Raw genomic sequence first — 18,336 nt, 5'->3', positions numbered from 1 at the left:
TAAGCAATGAGCATTAAAATTGCACTTGCCGGCAACCCGAACTGCGGTAAAACGACCCTGTTCAACAATCTGACCGGCTCCAACCAGTATGTCGGCAACTGGCCCGGCGTTACGGTGGAAAAGAAGGAAGGCAAGCTGAAGGGCGATAAGGATGTTATCATTCAGGACTTGCCCGGTATCTACTCGCTGTCTCCGTACACGCTGGAAGAAGTGGTTTCCCGTACTTATCTGGTCAAGGAGAAGCCCGATGCCATCCTGAACATCATCGATGGTACCAACATTGAGCGTAACCTGTACCTGACCACCCAGCTGATCGAGCTGGGCATCCCGGTGGTCATGGCTGTGAACATGATCGATCTGGTGCGCAAGAACGGTGATAAGATCGACCTGAAGAAGCTGAGCGCAGAGCTGGGCTGTCAGGCTGTGGAGATCAGCGCACTGAAGGGCGAGGGCACCGAGGCTGCTGCAAAGGCTGCTGTGGCTGCTGCAAAGGCTACCAAGGCTGCTGAGCTGCCCCATGTGTTCACCGGCAGCGTGGAGCACGCCATTGCCCACATCGAAGAGTCCATTCAGGGCAAGGTGGATGACCGCTTCCTGCGCTGGTATGCCGTCAAGCTGTTCGAGCGCGACGAGAAGGTCATGGACGAGCTGAAGCTCGACAAGAGCCTGACCGACCACATCGACCAGCACATCAAGGACTGCGAAGCTGAGATGGACGATGACGCTGAGAGCATCATCACCAACCAGCGCTATGCATACATCAACACCGTCGTGGGCAAAGCTGTTAAAAAGAAGGCCCGCGTGGAGCACCTGACCGTTTCCGATAAGATCGACCAGATTGTGACCAACCGTATTCTGGCTCTGCCCATCTTCGCACTGGTCATGTTCCTGATGTACTCCCTGTCCATGGGCACCTCCATTGCAGACGGCGGCTGGGCCATTGGTACCTTTGCCACCGACTGGACCAACGATGTCCTGTTCGGTGAGATCGTGCCGGGTGCTCTGGGCGGTTTTCTGGAGAGCATCGGCGTGGCAGGCTGGCTGTACGGCCTGATCATGGACGGCATCGTTGCCGGTGTCGGCGCAGTTCTGGGCTTCGTTCCCCAGATGCTGGTGTTGTTCTTCCTGCTGTCCATTCTGGAGGATGTGGGCTATATGTCCCGTGTCGCCTTCATCATGGACCGTATCTTCCGCAAGTTCGGCCTGTCCGGTAAGAGCTTCATCCCCGTGCTGGTGGGTACCGGCTGCGGCGTGCCCGGTGTTATGGCTTCCCGTACCATCGAGAACGAGCGCGACCGCCGCATGACCATCATGACCACCTGCTTCATCCCCTGCGGCGCAAAGATGCCCATCATCGGCCTCATCGCAGGTGCGATGTTCGGCGGTTCTTCTCTGGTGGCTGTCTCTGCTTACTTCATTGGCATGGCTGCCATCATCTGCTCCGGTATCATCCTGAAGAAGACCAAGCTCTTCGCAGGTGATCCCGCTCCCTTCGTGATGGAGCTGCCCGCATACCATGTGCCTGCATGGGGCAACGTGTTCCGTGCAACCTGGGAGCGCGGCTGGTCCTTCATCAAGCGCGCAGGCTCCGTCATTCTGGCCGCTACCGTTGTGCTGTGGTTCCTGCAGGGCTTCGGCTTCGAGAACGGTGTCTTCGGCATGGTCGAGGATCAGGACAACTCCGTGCTGGCTGCGATCGCTACCAAGGTCGCATGGATCTTTGCACCTCTGGGCTTCGGCAACTGGCGTGCAACTGTCGCTTCCGTCTCCGGCCTGATCGCAAAGGAGAACGTGGTTGGTACCTTCGGTGTTCTGTATCACTTCGGCGGCGAGCTGTCTGAGAACGGCGATGAGATCTGGGCTGCTGTTGCGCAGGACTACACCGCTCTGTCGGCTTACGCCTTCATGATCTTCAACCTGCTGTGCGCTCCCTGCTTCGCTGCTATGGGCGCCATCAAGCGCGAGATGAACAACGGCAAGTGGACGGCCATCGCCATTGGCTATATGTGCGCGCTGGCTTACTGCTCTGCTTTGGTCGTGTACCAGCTGGGCGGCATCATCACTGGTGAGGTCGGCTTCAACTTCTTCACCGTCGTGGCTGCTGTTGTTCTGGTGGCCTTCATCTACCTGATGGTGCGTCCCAACAAGTACGCGGGCAACAACGAAGTCAAAATCGACGTGACCAAAATCTGATCGAACCGCATGACATTGTGAAAGGGTGTGTTTTGTATGATGGAATTTCTCGCCGCGAACTTTAATTTGCCGACGATCATCGTGGGTGCTATCGTGTTTGGCGGTGTGGGCTGGATCACATGGCACTCCCACAAGCATGGCGGCGGCTGCAGTGGGTGCAGCGGCTGCGGCGAAGGCGGCTGCAATGGCAGCTGCAGCGGTTGCAGCGGCTGTCACTGAGCATTGAAATGATCCGCAAAGGGCGCGGGCTGGAAGTTTCGGCTCGCGCCCTTTTTTCAAAAGAAAAAAGTTAGCCTTGAGTAACATCAAAACGAAAGAGAGTGATCGGGATGGAACTTACGTCGGCGCATCTGCGCTATCTGCTGGCGATCTACGAAGTCTCACAGACCCATCTGGATATCAGCTCCCGCAGCATTGCCGAAAAGCTTGGCGTGACCAAGCCCTCGGTGGTGCGTATCATGAATCTGCTCATGGAGCGCGGCATGATCGTAAAGGAGCACTACGGCAAGATCTATATGACAGACCGGGGCATCTGGGTGGCAAAACAGGTGGATCGGGAGCTAAAAACGATCCTGACCCATTTCCCGCCGGTCGGTGAGCCGCTGAGCGAAGAAGAGCGCTTTACCGCTGCCCTTGCCATGACCAGTGCACTGCCGGAGCGCATCTTTACCGGCGAATATGAGCGTCTGTTTGGCAGTGATGCAGAAAAAGCAGAAACGGAGAAAGCCCGGTGATCAACAAAAAATTGCTGTCCTTTGACCGCGGTGCGCTGCGGTATGTGGGAGCCAATGTGGCTTTCCAATGGCTGGGGATGCTGTGCAACGTGATCTTTGTGCGGGCCATTGCCCAGCTGGTGGGCGCAGCCTTTGCGGGCAGCCTGACCAGTGCACAGTTGTGGCAGAACCTTGTGCTCTGCCTTGCCACGGTGCCCATGCGCTTTGCCTTTACCATGCTGGCATCGGCCATGAGCGATCAGGCTTCCAAGAATGTCAAGCGCACCCTGCGCAGCAGCATCTACGCAAAGCTTGCCCGCCTTGGCCCCAACTACACCGAGACGGCGGCCACCAGCGAGGTGGTGATGCTGGCCAGCGAAGGTGTGGAGCAGATCGACACCTACTTTGCAAAATACCTGCCGCAGCTGTTTTACAGCCTGCTGGCACCCGTTACCCTGTTTGTGCTGCTGGTGGGTGTGCACGCACGGTCGGCCATCATCCTGCTGTGCTGCGTGCCGCTGATCCCCATGTCCATTGTGGCAGTGCAGAAGTTTGCCAAAAAGCTGCTGGCAAACTACTGGGGCGAATACACCACCCTTGGCGACAGCTTCCTTGAGAACATTCAGGGTCTGACCACCCTGAAAATTTATCAGGCCGACGGCTGGAAGCACGAGCAGATGAATGCGCAGGCCGAGCGCTTCCGCAGGATCACCATGAAGGTGCTCACCATGCAGCTGAACTCGGTGACACTGATGGACCTGATGGCTTACGGCGGTGCGGGCCTTGGCATCATCAGCGCGGTGGCTGCGTTTGCGGCAGGCCGGCTGACCCTGACCGCCACACTGACCATCGTGCTGCTGGCGGCGGACTTTTTCCTGCCGCTGCGGCTGCTGGGCAGCTACTTCCACATTGCCATGAACGGTGCCGCTTCGGCAGAGAAGATCTTCAAGCTTCTGGCAGCGGAAGAGCCTGCCGATGGTGACCGCGTGCCCGGAGAGAATACGACTCTGAAGCTTGAGCATGTCACCTTTGGCTACGAGAAGGACCGCACCATCCTGAACGATGTCTCCTTTACCATTCCGCAGGGCAGCTTTGTCTCGCTGGTGGGTGAGAGTGGCTGCGGCAAAAGCACCATTGCGGCGCTGCTGTCCGGCAGCCGCACCGGCTATACCGGCAGCGTGACGCTGGGCGGCGTGCCGGTGCAGGAGCTGCAGCAGGAACAGCGTCTGCGCACCCTGACGCTGGTGCCTCACAACGCCGCCATCTTCAAGGGTACGGTGGAGAGCAACCTGCGCATGGCAAAGCCGGACGCGGACGAGGCACAGCTCTGGGCGGCATTGGAACAGGTGAATCTGGCCGATTTCTGCCGCAGCCAGAACGGCCTGCAGACCGCTCTGCATGAGGGCGGCAGCAATCTTTCCGGCGGCCAGCGCCAGCGCCTTGCCATGGCCCGCGCCCTGCTGCACGATACGCCCATCTACCTCTTCGACGAGGCTACCTCCAACGTGGATGCCGAGAGCGAGAACGATATCATGCAGGCCATCCACAGTCTTGCTGGGAAAAAGACGATCATCCTGATCTCCCACCGTCTGGCAAACGTGGTGCACAGCGACTGCATCTATGCAATGAGCAATGGCCGTGTGATCGAGCAGGGTACACACGCCGAGCTGCTGGCAAAGCAGGGGGCCTACAGCCGCCTGTTTACGGCCCAGAAACAGCTGGAAACACTGGAAGAGGAGGATGCCTGATATGAATAAAATCAATCGCCGCAGCCCCTTTGCCATTGTGGGACGGCTGATCGTACTGGTAAAGCCCATGCTGCCCATCATGCTGGCAGCGATCGTGATGGGTGTGGCAGGCCACTTCTGCGCCACCTTCATTACCATCTTCGGCGGTTTTGGCATCCTGCGTGCGCTGGGGCTTGCAAGCCCGGTGAGGACCGTGGGCACGGCCTTTGCCTGCATTCTGGTGTTTGCGCTGCTGCGCGGCGTTCTGCGTTACGCAGAGCAGGCATCCAATCACTATATCGCCTTCAAGCTGCTGGCCCTGATCCGCGATAAGGTATTCGGGGCGCTGCGCCGTCTGACCCCTGCAAAGCTGGAAGGCCGTGACCGCGGCGACCTGATCTCGCTCATCACCGCCGATATCGAAGCGCTGGAGGTGTTCTATGCCCACACCATTTCGCCCATCTGCATCGCGTGCATCTGCGTCATCGGCATGACGGGCTTTGTGGGCAGCTGGCACATCCTGCCTGCGCTGGTGCTGCTGGCGGGCTATCTGCTGGTGGGCGTGGCCCTGCCGGTGTGGAGCGCAAAGCGCGGCGACCGTGCCGCCCGGGAGTACCGTCAGGCACTGGCCGATACCAACAGCTATGTGCTGGAAAGCCTGCGCGGCCTGAAGGATACCCTGCAGTATCAGGACACTGCAGCCCGCGCCGAGGGCATCACGGCCCACAGTGAGATGCTGGGCGAAAAGCAGAAGGCGATGAAATACCGCGAGGGCCTGACCGTGGCCATCACGAACACCTTGATCCTGCTTACGGTGCTGGCCGTGCTGGGTGTGAGCCTGAACCTTTACCAGAGCGGTAAAATGGACGTGGAAGGCGTACTGGTGTGCACCCTTTCGGCCCTCAGCTCCTTTGGCCCGGTGGTGGCGCTGGCAAACCTTGGTGCCAGCCTGACGCAGGTGTTCGCCAGCGCAGACCGCGTGCTGGACCTGCTGGACGAACAGCTCGTCACCGCCGATGTGACCGACGGCACAGACACCGCATTTGCAGGTGCTGCGGCAGAGCATGTGAACTTTGCCTATGCCAATGAGGAAGTGCTGCATGACCTGAGCCTGACCATTCCGGAAAAGAAGATCGTGGGCATCACCGGCCGCTCCGGCAGCGGAAAGTCTACCTTCCTGCGGCTGCTGATGCGCTTCTGGGATGTATCCAGCGGCAGCATCCGCTTTGGCGCAGAGGATATCCGCCGCGTGAACACCGCCGCCCTGCGCGAACAGGAAAGTCTTGTGACGCAGGAGACCGAGCTGTTCGACGATACCATTGAGAACAACATCCGCATTGCAAAGCGGGATGCCACCCGGGAAGAGGTGGAAGCAGCCTGCAAAAAGGCTGCGCTGGACGGCTTTATCCACAGCCTGCCCAAGGGCTATGATACCCCGGTGGGTGAGCTGGGCGGTGCACTTTCCGGCGGCGAGCGCCAGCGCATCGGTGTGGCGCGTGCCTTCCTGCATGATGCACCCTTCCTGCTGCTGGACGAGCCTACCTCCAATCTGGACAGCCTGAATGAGGGCGTGATCCTCAAGGCTGTGCGGGCAGAGTGCAAAGACAAAACGGTGCTGTTGGTCTCCCACCGCAAGTCTACCATGGCGGCGGCAGATATCAGCTTTTCGGTGGAAAGCGGCCGGCTGAGCTGAAAACAGAACAGCGCAAACAAAAAAGCCTGTCTCGCAAAAATGAGACAGGCTTTTTTGATGGAAAGCTCACTTCAGAGCATTCAAAATCTGGTTTGCAATGTACTGGTGGCCCTTAACGGTGGGGTGGCCGTCGGCAGCGGTCTGCGCACGGGGAATGGCAACATAGGTCAGGCCTTCCTGTGCGGCAAGGTCTTTGGCAAAGCGGTTCAATTTGCTGAAATAGCGGTTCCATGCGGGCAGCAGAGGCACGGGATTGGTATAGCCCAGCAGCACGATCTTTGCGTCCGGGTTCAGTGCGCGGATACTGGCCACGATCTGCGGCAGGCTGGCGGTCACATTGGTATAGGCCTGATCGCAGATCTCATCCATGCCGCGGAACAGCAGGCGGTTGGTGGCGCGGCTCTCGTCAAAGGTAAGGGTCATACGGTTCAGCGCTTCGAGGAAGAGCCCCAGCTTCTGGAAGTTGAAATCACGCAGGGCACCGCTGACCATCAGCCCGGCCAGCTGCTCGCTCTTCCAGTTGGTGGCCTCGCCCAGACCTACGATGCAGGGCACCAGCGCGTCGTTGGAGCCGATCTGGATGGAAATGATATCGGCCTTGCGCAGATATTCCTGATATTCCGGGTAGACGTAGTACGAGCCGGAAGCCTGATTCATCTTGGGCATGGCGCTGTTCTGCACCATATCCACCATGTCAGGGCTCATCAGGCCGGGCAGGCCCAGATTGATGGCGTGCTGGCGGTCCAGCCCAAGGCCCTTGCCCACAAGGGCGGTGTAGCATTGGGAAGAGTAGCCCTCAAAGTTCGGCTGCAGATCGTAGCCGATCTGGGCGATGTTGTATTTCATATCGGCAAGGCCGACACCGGAGGTGATGCTGTCGCCCAGCGCCACATAGGTGAGCTGCTGCTCCGGTTCGCCGGCTGTCTGGGCATCGGCGGGCAGGGCGGTCTCCTGCTCGGCAGGCGCTGCGGTCTGCTCCTGCTGCACCTCTGCCGCTTCGGCGGCAGGCAGCTCCGTCTGTTCGTCGGCAGCAAATGCAGGCATGGCCAGCAGCACAAGCGCTGCCGCTGCGGCCAGAAAGCTGGCAAACTTTTTGTTTTTCATTGTAATTCCTTCTTTCTGGAATGACTGCACCTGTGCGGCACAGCTGTTGTCTCTATGATAAAATGGAAAGTAAAAATTGTCAACTGACAAAATTCAAAAAATTGCGGCCATTGCTGCATCCGTATTCTGCGGTTTCTTCCATACAAAAAAGCTCCCCCTTTCGGGAGAGCTCAGTGTCTGAAAAACTATGGGTGATGTTCAGGATCAGTAATCGCGGGGAGTGATCTCTTCTTCCAGCTTGCGGTAGTCCACCTTGCCAACAGGGGTAAAGGGCATTTCGGAGATGAACTTGTAGCCCACCGGCTGCACATACTCCGGCAGCTCTTCCTTGCACAGCTGGCGCAGCTCCCGCACGATCTGGCGCTTCTTCTTGTCGGCCTCCGGGTCCAGCACCACATACACGAAAGGCAGACGGCCCTGCACATGGTCCTTATCGGTGCAGCCCACCACCGAGCACTGATGCACGGCCGGGTGGCGGCTGATGACGTTCTCGATCATGGACGGGAACACCTTGAAGCCATCGTGACGGATGATCATGCGCTTGATGCGGGAGTCCAGATACACAAAGCCGTCCTCGTCCATGTAGCCGACATCGCCGGTGTGTGCCCAGATCTGACCGTCTGCATGGCGGCGCAGGATCATATCGGTCTCCTCGGGCTTATTGTAGTAGCCCTTCATGACGGTGGGGGTGCAGATGCAGATCTCGCCGCGCTCACCGATAGGCAGTTCGGTCTCGGTGCCAGGCTCAAAAATGGACACCACCGTGTTCAGCATGGGAATGCCCACGCTGCCGGGCTTGGTCACGTTGCCGGCGGCAACGGTAGCGGCAGAGGCGACCTCGGTCATGCCGTAGCCCTTGGCCAGCGGATATTCCACGTTGTGCGCCTTCAGGAACTCGTTCACAGTCAGCTCAGCGCCCAGCGGCAGCGAGTCGCCGCCGGCAGCATAGTTGCGGATGAAGGAGAGATCCTTCTTCTTGAGCAGCGGGGAAGCTGCCATCTGCTGGTAGTGGGCCGGAACGCCGAACATGTGCTCGGGCTTGTGCTTCCAGATCAGTGCGCCCAGCTTGTCGGGGTCCAGATTGGGGATGATAACGACGTGCAGGCCCATGACCAACGGCATGTGCACGCCGCAGGCATAGCCGTAGGCAATGAACGGAGGCATGACGTTCATCAGCTTCTGGCCGCGGCAGAACAGGTTGCTCTGGGCGATGAATTCGTGGGCCAGAGAGTTAAAGCTGTCGTCGGTCAGCATAACGCCCTTGGGCGAACCAGTGGTGCCGCCGGTGTGCACCACCACGCAGGCGTGCTGCGGGTCGTAGGGCTCGGCATTCATGCTTTGATCCTTGCCCTGTGCAATAAAGTCCTTCCAGTGAATCACGTTGGACTTGTAGCGGTTCTTATCGGGGTTGGTCAGCTTGTAGCCGACGGCCAGATGCAGCGGCAGGGAGTCTGCGGGGCTGATGACCAGAACGCGCTCCACATTGGTGCGCTTTTCTGCCTTGTGGCAGCGCTCATAGGTCACATTCAGGCAGATCAGCAGGCGGGAATCTACCTCTTCGATGTACTCGTGGATGCCCTCAACGCTGTAGCGCGGGTCCACCAGATTCAGCGTTGCGCCGATCATATCGACAGCGTAGAAGGCATAGATCACCTCGGGGGTCATCACGCTGACAACAGTGATGATGTCGCCCTTCTTCACGCCGAGAGCACGGAAGGCGGCCGCGGTTTTCTTGACATTCACAAAGAGGTCTGCAAAGGTGAATTTGCGGCCATAATACTCCAGAGCGGTCTCGCTCAGGTGGTTTTTGTTCTGATGGCAGAGATACTCAAAGGCGCTGCACTTGGGCAGGGGCATGTCGATGTATTTCTGGTCATAGTACTTCAGCCAGGGCTTCGCAGTGGACGCATAGAGCGGTTCACGCTGTTCAGTAGTCATAGAATAAAGTCCTCTTTTCTTTCTTTCTTTCTTCTTTTCATTGCTAAAAGCCGACAGCTTTGCAAGAAAGATGAAAGCCGTCGGTCAGAACAAGCTAATAACTCAAAAATCAGAATCAATGATGCAGATTCTATTGTAGTGGAGCTGTCTGAGAATGTCAAGGAATAAACTATGAACGTTGCGTAAAAGAGCCGTAAAACAACGATTCAGCCCGAAATGTCAGGGGTTAGCGCGGCAGCCACTGCTCCGCCTCGGCGGCGCTGCACAGCACAAAATGCGCAGGCCGCAGCTCGCGCCACTGGGGGGCCTCTCTGGAGTAGTCGTGCATGGCGGGGTCGTACACCAGCAGCTTTTTCTGCCGCTCCCGGCGGGGGTCCGGCATGGGAATGGCGGAAAGCAGGCTGCGGGTATAGGGGTGGATGGCGTGGACCGTCAACTCTTCAGCTTCGGCCAGCTCCACGATGCGGCCCTTGTGGATGACGGCGATGCGGTCGGAGATGTAACGCATCACGGAAAGATCGTGGGCGATGAACAGGTAGGTGATGCCGCGTTCCTTCTGCAGGCGGCGCAGCAGGTTCAGCACCTGTGCACGGATGGACATATCCAGTGCGCTGATGGGCTCATCGGCAATGATGAACTCCGGTTCCACGATCAGGGCCCGGGCAATGCCGATGCGCTGGCGCTGTCCGCCGGAAAATTCGTGGGGGAAGCGGGAGGCAAATTCCGGCAGCAGACCCACGTCCAGCAGAGCCTGACGCACCTTTTCCTCCCGCTGGGCGGTGGAAAGATCAGGCCGGACGTTCTGCAGGCCCTCGCCCACGATATAGCTCACCTTGGCGCGCTCGTTCAGCGAGGACTGCGGGTCCTGAAAGATCATCTGGATCTCTTTGATGATCTGCCTGTCCAGCTGGCGGGAAATTCTGCCGTTGATCTTCTGGCCCTTATAAAGGATCTCGCCGCCGGAGGTGGGCAGAATGCGCAGGATGGCGCGGCCAATGGTAGTTTTGCCGCTGCCGCTTTCGCCTACAAGGCCGAAGGTCTCGCCCTTATAAATTTTAAAGTTGGCATCCTGCACAGCTTCATATGCTTTTTTGCCGGAGCCGTAAGTCACGTTCAGGTGGTTCACTTCCACAAGAACTTCACGTTCATTTTCCATCTTACAGCCCCTCCTCTCGCAGCATTTTTACCGCAGCAGGCGGCTCGATCTTGGGTGCCCGGGGGTCCAGCAGCCATGTCTTGGCCTTGTGGGTGGGGGATACGGTAAAGTAAGGCGGGCGCTTGACAAAATCGATCTTCAGCGCCTGCGGGTTGCGGGGCGCAAAAGCATCGCCGCGAATTTCCGCAAACAGGTTTGGCGGTGTGCCTACGATGTTGAACAGGTCCTCGCCCTTCACGCCCATCTGGGGCATACTGGAAAGCAGTGCCCATGTATAGGGGTGGCGGGGATCGTAATAAATTTCGTCAGCAGTGCCGATCTCCACGATGTCGCCTGCGTACATCACAGCCACGCGGTCTGCAATGTTTGCCACAACGCCCAGATCGTGGGTGATCATGACGATGGTCAGATCGTACTTGAACCGCATCTCCTTCAAAAGCTGCAAAATCTGGGCTTGAATGGTCACGTCCAGTGCGGTGGTAGGCTCGTCGCAGATCAGAATTTTGGGGCTGCAGGCCACTGCAATGGCAATGACCACACGCTGGCGCATGCCGCCGGAGAACTCGTGCGGGTACTGCTTAAAGCGCTTTTCCGGGTCAGAGATGCCCACATCCCGCAGGTATTCCAGCGTTTTTTCCTTGGCGGCAGCACCCTTTAAGCCCTGATGCAGGGCAACGGCTTCCATGATCTGTGCCCCGATGGTCTTCAGCGGGTTCAGGCTGGTCATGGGGTCCTGCATGACCATGGCGATCTCTCGGCCGCGTACCCGCAGCCAGTCCTTTTCGGTTCTGAGGTCAGAAAGGCGCAGCGGCTTGCCGTCCGCCATGCCGTAGTAATCAATGGTGCCGCTGGTAATGGAGCCGTTGGCATCCAGCAGGCCCATGAAGCTCTTGGTAAAAACGCTCTTGCCGGAGCCGCTCTCGCCCACGATGGCGAGCACTTCGCCCTGATAGAGGTCAAGGTCGATGCCGCGGATGGCATGCAGCACTTTTCCACGCAGGTTGAACTGGATGTTGACATCTTTTGCGGAGAGAATGAGCTGGTTGTGTTCCATGATATCCCCTCCTTACTGCAGATGGTTCTTCGGATCGGCAGCATCCGAGAAAGCGTTGCCGATCAGATAGAACGCAATGGTAACAAAGCTCAGGATGAGGGTGGGGTACAGCAGCTGGTAGCGCAGCCCGGCCTGCATCATCACCTTGCGGCCGTCGTTGACCAGGTTGCCCAGCGAGGGGGTCTCCACGGACAGGCCCAGACCGATGTAGGTGATGAACACCTCGTTGCCAATGGCTTCCGGGATGGTGAGGGCCATGCGCAGCATGATGACCGAGACGAGGTAGGGCAGCAGGTTGCGCAGCACGATGCGGATGGTGGGCGTGCCGATGCAGCGGGAAGCCACATTATAATCCCGGTCGCGGATGATGAGGATCTGGTTGCGGATGAAGCGTGCCATTTCGATCCAGCCCTTGATGGCCATGCCAAGGACCATGGTCCAGATGCTGGGCGTTGCCACGTAAGAAATCAGGATCAGCACAATGGCGGTGGGGATGTTATCAAAGATGTTGTACAGCTCGGTGAACACAAAGTCCAGCCCGCGCACATAGCCCCACAGCACACCGGCGGTAATGCCCACCACAGCTTCGATGAGGGCCACGAAGAAGGCGATAGTCAGACTGGTGCGTGCACCGGCCCAGATGCGTGCCCACAGGTCCTGACCAATGGAGTTGGAACCCCAGATAAAGCCGTCCTGCCCGGGGGCGATGTTGCGGTACTGAATGCCGGTCACAGGGTCCACGGCGCACAGGTTCGGGTCAGCCTGGCCGGGCAGGTGGGGCTGGATGAATGCAAAGGCAACCACAGCTGCCAGCGCGATCAGCAGGGCCACGGCGAACTTGTTCTTGAAAAAGGCACGGAAGGTGCTGCCCCAGTAGCTGTAGTTGGAGCTGGCGGTGGCTTCGGCCTGTTCCTCACTGAACCCGGCGGGGGTGAACAGCTCATCCTCCGGCAGATTTTCCCAGCCGGTGCGGCGCTGTGCCTGAGCAGCATTCAGCTGATCCTCCAGCTGCTTCGATTTTTCGCGTTTCAGAAAAGAGAGCATCAGCGTCCACCTTCTTTCTTGCCAAAGTTGATGCGGGGGTCAATGAGCACCATGAGCACATCGCCCAAAATCAGGCCGATGATGCCCACGCAGGCGTACAGCAGCACGATGCCCTGCACCATGGTGTTGTCGTGGCGCTGCACACAGGTGACCAGCAGGCCGCCCATGCCCGGGATGCTGTACAGGCTTTCGATGTAGATGGAGCCGACGACGGTGTTCAGGAATGCGGAGGGAATGTACTGCACCAGCGGCACCATGGCGTTGCGGAATACGTGGTGCAGGGCGATATTGTTCTCGCTCACGCCCTTGGCGCGGGCCAGCTTGACGTAGTCCTTGTTGCTCTCGTCCACCATATAGCGGCGCAGCCACATGGCGTAGAACGCAAGGTTTGCAAGGCTCATGCTGCACACCGGCAGCACCCAATAGCGCCAGTTGGCGGCATCGAACAGCAGGCCCACGCCCATGGCGGTGGTGCCGTACATCTGGATATACAAAAAGTACACTGCCGCAGGCACCGCCTGAATGAGCACGATGAATGCCGTGCCCAGCTTATCCGGCCAGCGGCCCTTATAACGGCCCATGACAAGGCCCAGCGGGATGCCCAGCACAAGGCTCAGCAGCATGGCCAGCACACCCATTTCGATGGAAATGGGCAGCTTCTGGGCAAGGATCCTGGTCACGGGAGCGTTGAGCTTGTAAATGTGGCTCACGCCCAGATCACCGTGCAGCGCATCCCGCCAGAAATGGCCGATCTGCACCGGCAGCGGGTCCAGCAGGCCCATGGACTGCAAACCGGCCTGGATCTGTGCCTCGGTCATTTTTTCGTAGTTTGCAAAGTAGCCTTCCACCGGCATGAGCCGCAGCAGGCAGAACACCAGCGTCACAATGACGAACAGGGTCAGAATGGAACGCCCGATGCGTTTTGCGAGATATTGCACCATAGCTGTGCACCTCTCTTTTCTTTATAAATACAGATAAGTATAGAATAACGCAAAATCTTACGTTTGGAAAGTGATTTGTCGTTTTTTGATCGAAAGTTGTTGAAATGCCGTTTTCCGCTGCGGCCCTTCCGGTGAAAAAGTAAATCGGAAAAATCCGCAGATTTTTCCGATTTACAACTAAAAATAAATTTCTGCTGAAAAACATCCAGAGCGTCAGCGGAGGATATTCAAATCAAAAACTCACCGCGCATCCCGGTTGGCGTTATACTCATCCATGGAAACGTAATGGTCGAGGATGTGCACGCCCTTCAGACGGTTGGTGGAAAGGCCTGTGGGCGCGTACTGGCCCTCCCACAGGTTCAGGCGGGTGGCAATGTAGGGCGGCACCGGCATCCCCAGCGGGATGACCAGCGCGTTCTCAATGAGGAAAGCTTCGGCATCCGCAAAGGCTTCGTACCGGGCATCCAGATCTTCGGTGATGGTCTTGGCGTTCTCCACCATGGACATGTACTGCATCACGAGTTCGGCGGTCTCGCCGGTCACGATGCCGTCCTCCACGCCGGTGCGCAGGAAGCTGTAGCAGGTGCCACGGTCGCCGGCTTCCTGATAGAAGGGGTACACCTCGGTCTCGGGGTCGGAGTAATCGGCACCCCAGTAGTAGGACATCAGCTGGTAGGCACCCACCCGGCGCACCGCATTCAGGAAGTTGTCGGACGGACCCTGCGTGATGATGATGCTGATGAAGTCGAAGCCGTCGTTCAGCACGGCTTCCACCTGCTGCTTGAACACCTGACACTGCTTGTCCCAGTCCACCACAGCGGGGTTGTACGGATACTGGATCTTGATGGGGAAGGTGACACCGGCGGCGGTCAGCTCTTCCACGGCGGCATCACGGTACTCTTTGGCCTTGGCTTCGTCAAAGAAGTCGGAGAGGTTTGCAAGGCCGCCGCACTCAGTATAATCCACGCCTTTGCTGTTGGCACAGAAGGACGGCGGAGTGATGGTGTGCAGCTTGTAGTTATCGTAGCCTTCCGGCGCGGTGACGGCCAGCGTCACAGACGGATTGATGGCATACAGGAAAGCCCTGCGGAAGTTGGTGGAGTTGATGGCCTTGGCCCAATTGTCCGGCTCGTACTGGGCATCCACGCCGGTCACGGTCCAGTTTGAGAACTCGTGGCGGTAGGGCAGGAAGTTGAAGATGTAGAAGTAGCTCTTGCCGGTTTCCGGGCGCTCCATGGAAACCATGTCCTTGGTGGTGTCGTCGGCCAGCCAGCTGTCCAGAATGTCGGAGCTGATGGTAGCCTGATCGATCTCGCCGCGCTTGACCATCTCCGGGCCGCTGATCAGCTCTTCCTGATTGTAGATGTAGCGCACCGTGTCGATGTAAACGCTGTCGGCATCGTAGTTTTCGGGGTTCTTCTTCATCACCCAGTTTTCCAGCGGAGTGTACTCGGCCAGATAGAACGCGCCGCAGCTGCAGGCGGTCTCGGCACTGGTGCAGAACTGGTCGGCAAACTCCTCCAGCAGCGGGCCGTAGGCAGGCTCGTAGGGAGCATAGCTCAACAGGCTGAGGAAGCCAGGAAAGTCGAAGTTCAACGTGTAGGTCAGGGTGTGGTCGTCCACAGCCTTCACGCCCACTGTGGAAAAATCCACAGCCGGGTATTCGGTGGTGGTGCCGTCGGCGGCAGCGGCGGTCACGGTGCCGTTGGCATCAATGGCGTAGGTGGTGCCGTCCTCGGCCACGGTGCCGTTATTGGCGTTGTTGCGGTAAACGCAGTAGTTATAGTAGTCGTCCGCACCGGCCACATAGGGGGTGACAAGGCTTGCAGTGGAGGATGCGTAGTCCGGGTCCAGCACATAGGCCAGCGCATCCACAAAGTCCTGCGCGGTCACAGGGCCAAGCACCTCGCCGTTGCAGTCCACCCAGTTCTCATCCCGCAGGTGGAACGTCCAGGTCAGGCTGTCGGCATCCCACTCCCAAGCAGTGGCAAGGCCCTCCCGGATCTTGCCGCGGTTGTCGTACTCCACCAGCGTGTCGATGCACTGGGTGCCGTGGTAAAGGTCCGGGTCAGCTGAGCAGACCAGATAGTTCAGGGTGGCGGGCTGACGGGAATACAGCACGGTGTAGGTGGAGCTGCTGCCGGCAGCGCCGGTGCTGCCGCCATTGGAAGCGGAAGAGCCGCCGCAGCTGCTCAGCAGACCAGCCGCTGCTACAGAAAGGACGGCTGCGCCGCTGCCTTGCAGGAACTGGCGGCGGGAGATGGAATGAGCCATAGTAAAATCCTTCTTTCGTAAGATCTTGGCAAAAGCTTGCTTCGTGCTTTGGGATAAGAAAGGGGTAACGGAAATAGCTCCGTTACCCCTTTGTAACAGTCGGTGGCCACGGTGCGTGGTCTTATGGTCAGTATAGCATTGAATCTGTGCGCCGTCAATCGTTTTTCGGTGTGTCGGGCACATCCTTTTCTGCGGTGTTTTCCGGTGCGGCAGCAGGGGCTTCGTCCAGCGCGGCGGGGGCTGCTTTTTCCGGGGTCAGTGCTGTGATGACGGAACCGGCCGCAGCAGGCACGGCAGCGGCCACGGCGGTTTCCGCGGGGGCGGCAGCGGTCTCGGCAGAAACAGCGGCACCGGCTTCCTCCGCTGTCTTTGCGGCCTCCTCGGCAGCCTTTTTGGCTTCCCGCTCCTCCCGCAGCTGCTTTGCCTTGGCAGCGGCTTCTTCCTGCCGCTTTTTGGTGCGGGCCTTGATGCGGCACACGGTGCACACACCATCCACACTGCCCGGCGCAATGGGCTTGCCGCATTCCTTGCACAGGGTCTTGGTGCATTTGTGTACACTTACCGGGCCAAGGGTGGTGAGCTGGCGCAGCTTCATGCCGTCGATGCCATGGTTGGAGCAGGAGGCCACGCACACCTCGCACTCGCTGCACTTCCACGGCGTGATGACGATGCGGGTCTGGCCGTCGGGCAGGTCCTCCAGCTTCAGCGCACCGGCGCGGCAGGCTTTTTCGCACTTGCCGCAGCCAAAGCATTTATCGGTAAAGTTGGGCAGGTAGTAGCCGTACTTCAGCGGCGTTTCCATGGATGCCTTCAGCTGCTTTGTGCGCTGGTGCAGCAAAAGGCGGAAATCCACACCGCCGTCGTCCTCGCTGTGCAGGCCGGGCAGCATCTGCAGCAGCTTTTTGGTGCCGCTCTTGGAGCCGTGGCTCACCTGCTCAAACATTTCGCGGCGGCTCAGCTCCTTTACGTGATAGGGCGCTTCGTCCTGCTCGTAGGCCAGAGTGAACCGTGCCTCGAACATGGGCTGGCCAAAGAAATCCACAAGCCTTGTCAGCTCCTTGCGCAGCTGGGCGGCGCACAGGTCGTTCTCACATTCACCGCAGGGGGTCAGGTCCAGCACGATCTTTTTGTTCAGGGCAAGGTAGGCCAGCGTCTCCCATGTGAGGGCCGCAATGCAGGTGCGCACCACGCTATTTTTGCGGGTGGATTTTTCACAGCCGATCCAGATGGTGTCATTGTCGGTATCGGCGGCAGAGGTGTCCCGCTGCACCTGCTCCGGCGAAGGGATGATGCAGCCGCTGCGGCAGGCAGAGACGCACAGGCCGCACTCGGTGCAGGGGTCCCAGTCCTTGACGAGGTTCGGGCGGGTAAAGATCTGTTCGCCATAGGGGCAGATATCCTTGCACTCGGTGCAGGGCTTGCGATGGGGATGCAGGTTCCAGCACTGGCGGCGGTTGATCTCGGGATGGGTAGTTTTCATCAGCATATCCATCGCGGTGCGTGTAAAAAAGCCCATAGTTTACTCCTTTTCCACAACCGAAGTGATGTTTGCGTGGTCGATCAGGAAACGCTGCACCTTCTGGGTGGTCACGGCAGAGGCCACAGCGTCCCGGCTGAGCACATTGCGGATCTCGGCTTCCGGGGTATCGTGCAGCTTGGCAAGGCGGGCGTATTCGGCATCCACCTCGGCGTTGGACACGGTGATCTGCTCTGCTTCGGCAATGGCCCGCACGGCAAGGAGGCTGCGCATCTTGCGCTCTGCGTCCCGGCGGAAGGCGGCGCGCACCTCGTCCGGTGTGGTCTGGCCTGCCTTGCAGTACAGCTCCATGGTCATCTTGCTGCGGCGCAGCCGTTCGCGCAGGGCGTTCATGTCATGGTCGGCATTCTGGTCCAGAATGGCGTTATCCAGCTCCGCCGTCAGGTTGGCACCGGCCATGCCCAGCAGGGCGGCTCCGGCAATTCGGTCGGCGTTGGCCTCGTGGGAGCGGCGCTTTTTCTCGCGGATGCTCTCCTTCAGGGCATCCACCGTATCAAAGCCCAGTGTCTTGGCAAAGGCATCGTCCAGCGGTACAGGCTGCTTCTGCTCCACGGTGTGCAGGGTGATGGCGAACTGTGCTGTTTTGCCGGAAAGCTCCGGCACCCGGAACTCGGCGGGATAGGTAAAATCGAACCGGAAGCTCTCGCCTGCCTTGTGGCCGTACACGGCATCCTCGGCGGCGGGCATCAGCTGACCGGTGCCCAGCACCACCGTGACGTTTTCCATTCGGCTGTCCGGGATGGGTGCGCCGTCCATGAAGCCCTCAAAATCCAGCGTTACACGCATCCCGCGTGCGGCGGGCAGCTCCACCGGCAGAAAGGGGGCGTGGGTGCGGGTGAGGTTTGAAGCCTCCAGCTCCACGGCCTTTTCCGATACCGGGCGCACCCGGCGGGTGAATTCCAGCCCCTTGTATTGGCCCAGCGTGACCTTGGGCAGGGCGTTTGCATTCTGTTCCATGGGAA

14 protein-coding genes are annotated in these 18,336 nt (G+C 58.9%); 5 read left to right on the top strand and 9 right to left on the bottom strand.

The annotated features are described in order from the left end of the window. Positions 1 to 6 precede the first annotated feature (6 nt). From feoB to DW937_RS05075, 5 genes are all read left to right on the top strand, one after another. Positions 7 to 2,193 (top strand): ferrous iron transport protein B, encoded by a 2,187-nt coding sequence (gene feoB, locus DW937_RS05095; RefSeq protein WP_120120322.1) that lies wholly within the window; start codon positions 7 to 9, stop codon positions 2,191 to 2,193. 36 nt (positions 2,194 to 2,229) lie between these two features. After that, positions 2,230 to 2,412 carry a FeoB-associated Cys-rich membrane protein gene (locus DW937_RS05090; RefSeq protein WP_120120321.1) on the top strand — a complete coding sequence of 61 codons (183 nt, stop codon included), beginning with the start codon at positions 2,230 to 2,232 and terminating at the stop codon, positions 2,410 to 2,412. 110 nt (positions 2,413 to 2,522) lie between these two features. Continuing rightward, on the top strand, positions 2,523 to 2,927 hold the full coding sequence (locus tag DW937_RS05085; protein ID WP_120120320.1) for a MarR family transcriptional regulator: 405 nt from the start codon (positions 2,523 to 2,525) through the stop codon (positions 2,925 to 2,927). Continuing rightward, positions 2,924 to 4,654: an ABC transporter ATP-binding protein/permease gene (locus DW937_RS05080; protein ID WP_120120319.1), complete on the top strand. Its 1,731-nt coding sequence runs from the start codon at positions 2,924 to 2,926 to the stop codon at positions 4,652 to 4,654. The genes DW937_RS05085 and DW937_RS05080 overlap by 4 nt, the downstream gene beginning before the upstream one ends. Position 4,655: 1 nt before the next feature. Continuing rightward, positions 4,656 to 6,326: an ABC transporter ATP-binding protein gene (locus DW937_RS05075; RefSeq protein ID WP_120120318.1), complete on the top strand. Its 1,671-nt coding sequence runs from the start codon at positions 4,656 to 4,658 to the stop codon at positions 6,324 to 6,326. Between the two features lie 66 nt (positions 6,327 to 6,392). Here the strand turns inward: DW937_RS05075 and DW937_RS05070 are convergent, their stop codons facing one another. From DW937_RS05070 to tig, 9 genes are all read right to left on the bottom strand, one after another. Further along, positions 6,393 to 7,430, bottom strand: a complete 1,038-nt coding sequence (locus DW937_RS05070; RefSeq protein ID WP_120120317.1) for a GDSL-type esterase/lipase family protein — start codon at positions 7,428 to 7,430, stop codon at positions 6,393 to 6,395. Between the two features lie 204 nt (positions 7,431 to 7,634). Further along, entirely contained in the window at positions 7,635 to 9,368 is a 1,734-nt protein-coding gene (locus tag DW937_RS05065) for a class I adenylate-forming enzyme family protein (RefSeq protein ID WP_120120316.1), read from the bottom strand. 226 nt (positions 9,369 to 9,594) lie between these two features. After that, positions 9,595 to 10,524: an ATP-binding cassette domain-containing protein gene (locus DW937_RS05060; protein WP_120120315.1), complete on the bottom strand. Its 930-nt coding sequence runs from the start codon at positions 10,522 to 10,524 to the stop codon at positions 9,595 to 9,597. A 1-nt stretch (position 10,525) separates the two neighbouring features. Beyond that, positions 10,526 to 11,578 carry an ABC transporter ATP-binding protein gene (locus DW937_RS05055; protein WP_120120314.1) on the bottom strand — a complete coding sequence of 351 codons (1,053 nt, stop codon included), beginning with the start codon at positions 11,576 to 11,578 and terminating at the stop codon, positions 10,526 to 10,528. 12 nt (positions 11,579 to 11,590) lie between these two features. Continuing rightward, complete coding sequence (locus DW937_RS05050) at positions 11,591 to 12,622, bottom strand: ABC transporter permease (RefSeq protein WP_120120313.1); 1,032 nt, start codon at positions 12,620 to 12,622, stop codon at positions 11,591 to 11,593. After that, entirely contained in the window at positions 12,622 to 13,563 is a 942-nt protein-coding gene (locus tag DW937_RS05045) for an ABC transporter permease (protein ID WP_005944540.1), read from the bottom strand. The genes DW937_RS05050 and DW937_RS05045 overlap by 1 nt, the downstream gene beginning before the upstream one ends. A gap of 240 nt (positions 13,564 to 13,803) precedes the next feature. Then, the gene (locus DW937_RS05040) at positions 13,804 to 15,837 is read right to left on the bottom strand and encodes an ABC transporter substrate-binding protein (RefSeq protein ID WP_243111430.1); all 2,034 of its coding nucleotides are present in this window, start codon (positions 15,835 to 15,837) and stop codon (positions 13,804 to 13,806) included. A 154-nt stretch (positions 15,838 to 15,991) separates the two neighbouring features. Then, entirely contained in the window at positions 15,992 to 17,353 is a 1,362-nt protein-coding gene (locus DW937_RS05035; protein ID WP_120120311.1) for a 4Fe-4S dicluster domain-containing protein, read from the bottom strand. A 3-nt stretch (positions 17,354 to 17,356) separates the two neighbouring features. Next, complete coding sequence (gene tig / locus DW937_RS05030) at positions 17,357 to 18,331, bottom strand: trigger factor (RefSeq protein WP_120120310.1); 975 nt, start codon at positions 18,329 to 18,331, stop codon at positions 17,357 to 17,359. Between the last annotated feature and the right edge of the window lie 5 nt (positions 18,332 to 18,336).

It is taken from the genome of Faecalibacterium sp. AM43-5AT (genome assembly GCF_003603345.1).
GTDB lineage: Bacteria > Bacillota > Clostridia > Oscillospirales > Ruminococcaceae > Faecalibacterium > Faecalibacterium taiwanense.
Note: the sequence above shows the minus strand (reverse complement) of the source record. Positions and strands in the feature narration are given on the sequence as shown.

Coding starts and splice junctions, on each gene's coding strand:
- feoB (WP_120120322.1), top strand. CDS start 7: ATGAGCATTAAAATTGCACTTGCCGGCAACCCGAACTGCGGTAAAACG.
- DW937_RS05090 (WP_120120321.1), top strand. CDS start 2,230: ATGATGGAATTTCTCGCCGCGAACTTTAATTTGCCGACGATCATCGTG.
- DW937_RS05085 (WP_120120320.1), top strand. CDS start 2,523: ATGGAACTTACGTCGGCGCATCTGCGCTATCTGCTGGCGATCTACGAA.
- DW937_RS05075 (WP_120120318.1), top strand. CDS start 4,656: ATGAATAAAATCAATCGCCGCAGCCCCTTTGCCATTGTGGGACGGCTG.
- DW937_RS05070 (WP_120120317.1), bottom strand. CDS start 7,430: ATGAAAAACAAAAAGTTTGCCAGCTTTCTGGCCGCAGCGGCAGCGCTT.
- DW937_RS05065 (WP_120120316.1), bottom strand. CDS start 9,368: ATGACTACTGAACAGCGTGAACCGCTCTATGCGTCCACTGCGAAGCCC.
- DW937_RS05060 (WP_120120315.1), bottom strand. CDS start 10,524: ATGGAAAATGAACGTGAAGTTCTTGTGGAAGTGAACCACCTGAACGTG.
- DW937_RS05055 (WP_120120314.1), bottom strand. CDS start 11,578: ATGGAACACAACCAGCTCATTCTCTCCGCAAAAGATGTCAACATCCAG.
- DW937_RS05050 (WP_120120313.1), bottom strand. CDS start 12,622: ATGCTCTCTTTTCTGAAACGCGAAAAATCGAAGCAGCTGGAGGATCAG.
- DW937_RS05045 (WP_005944540.1), bottom strand. CDS start 13,563: ATGGTGCAATATCTCGCAAAACGCATCGGGCGTTCCATTCTGACCCTG.
- DW937_RS05040 (WP_243111430.1), bottom strand. CDS start 15,837: ATGGCTCATTCCATCTCCCGCCGCCAGTTCCTGCAAGGCAGCGGCGCA.
- DW937_RS05035 (WP_120120311.1), bottom strand. CDS start 17,353: ATGGGCTTTTTTACACGCACCGCGATGGATATGCTGATGAAAACTACC.
- tig (WP_120120310.1), bottom strand. CDS start 18,331: ATGGAACAGAATGCAAACGCCCTGCCCAAGGTCACGCTGGGCCAATAC.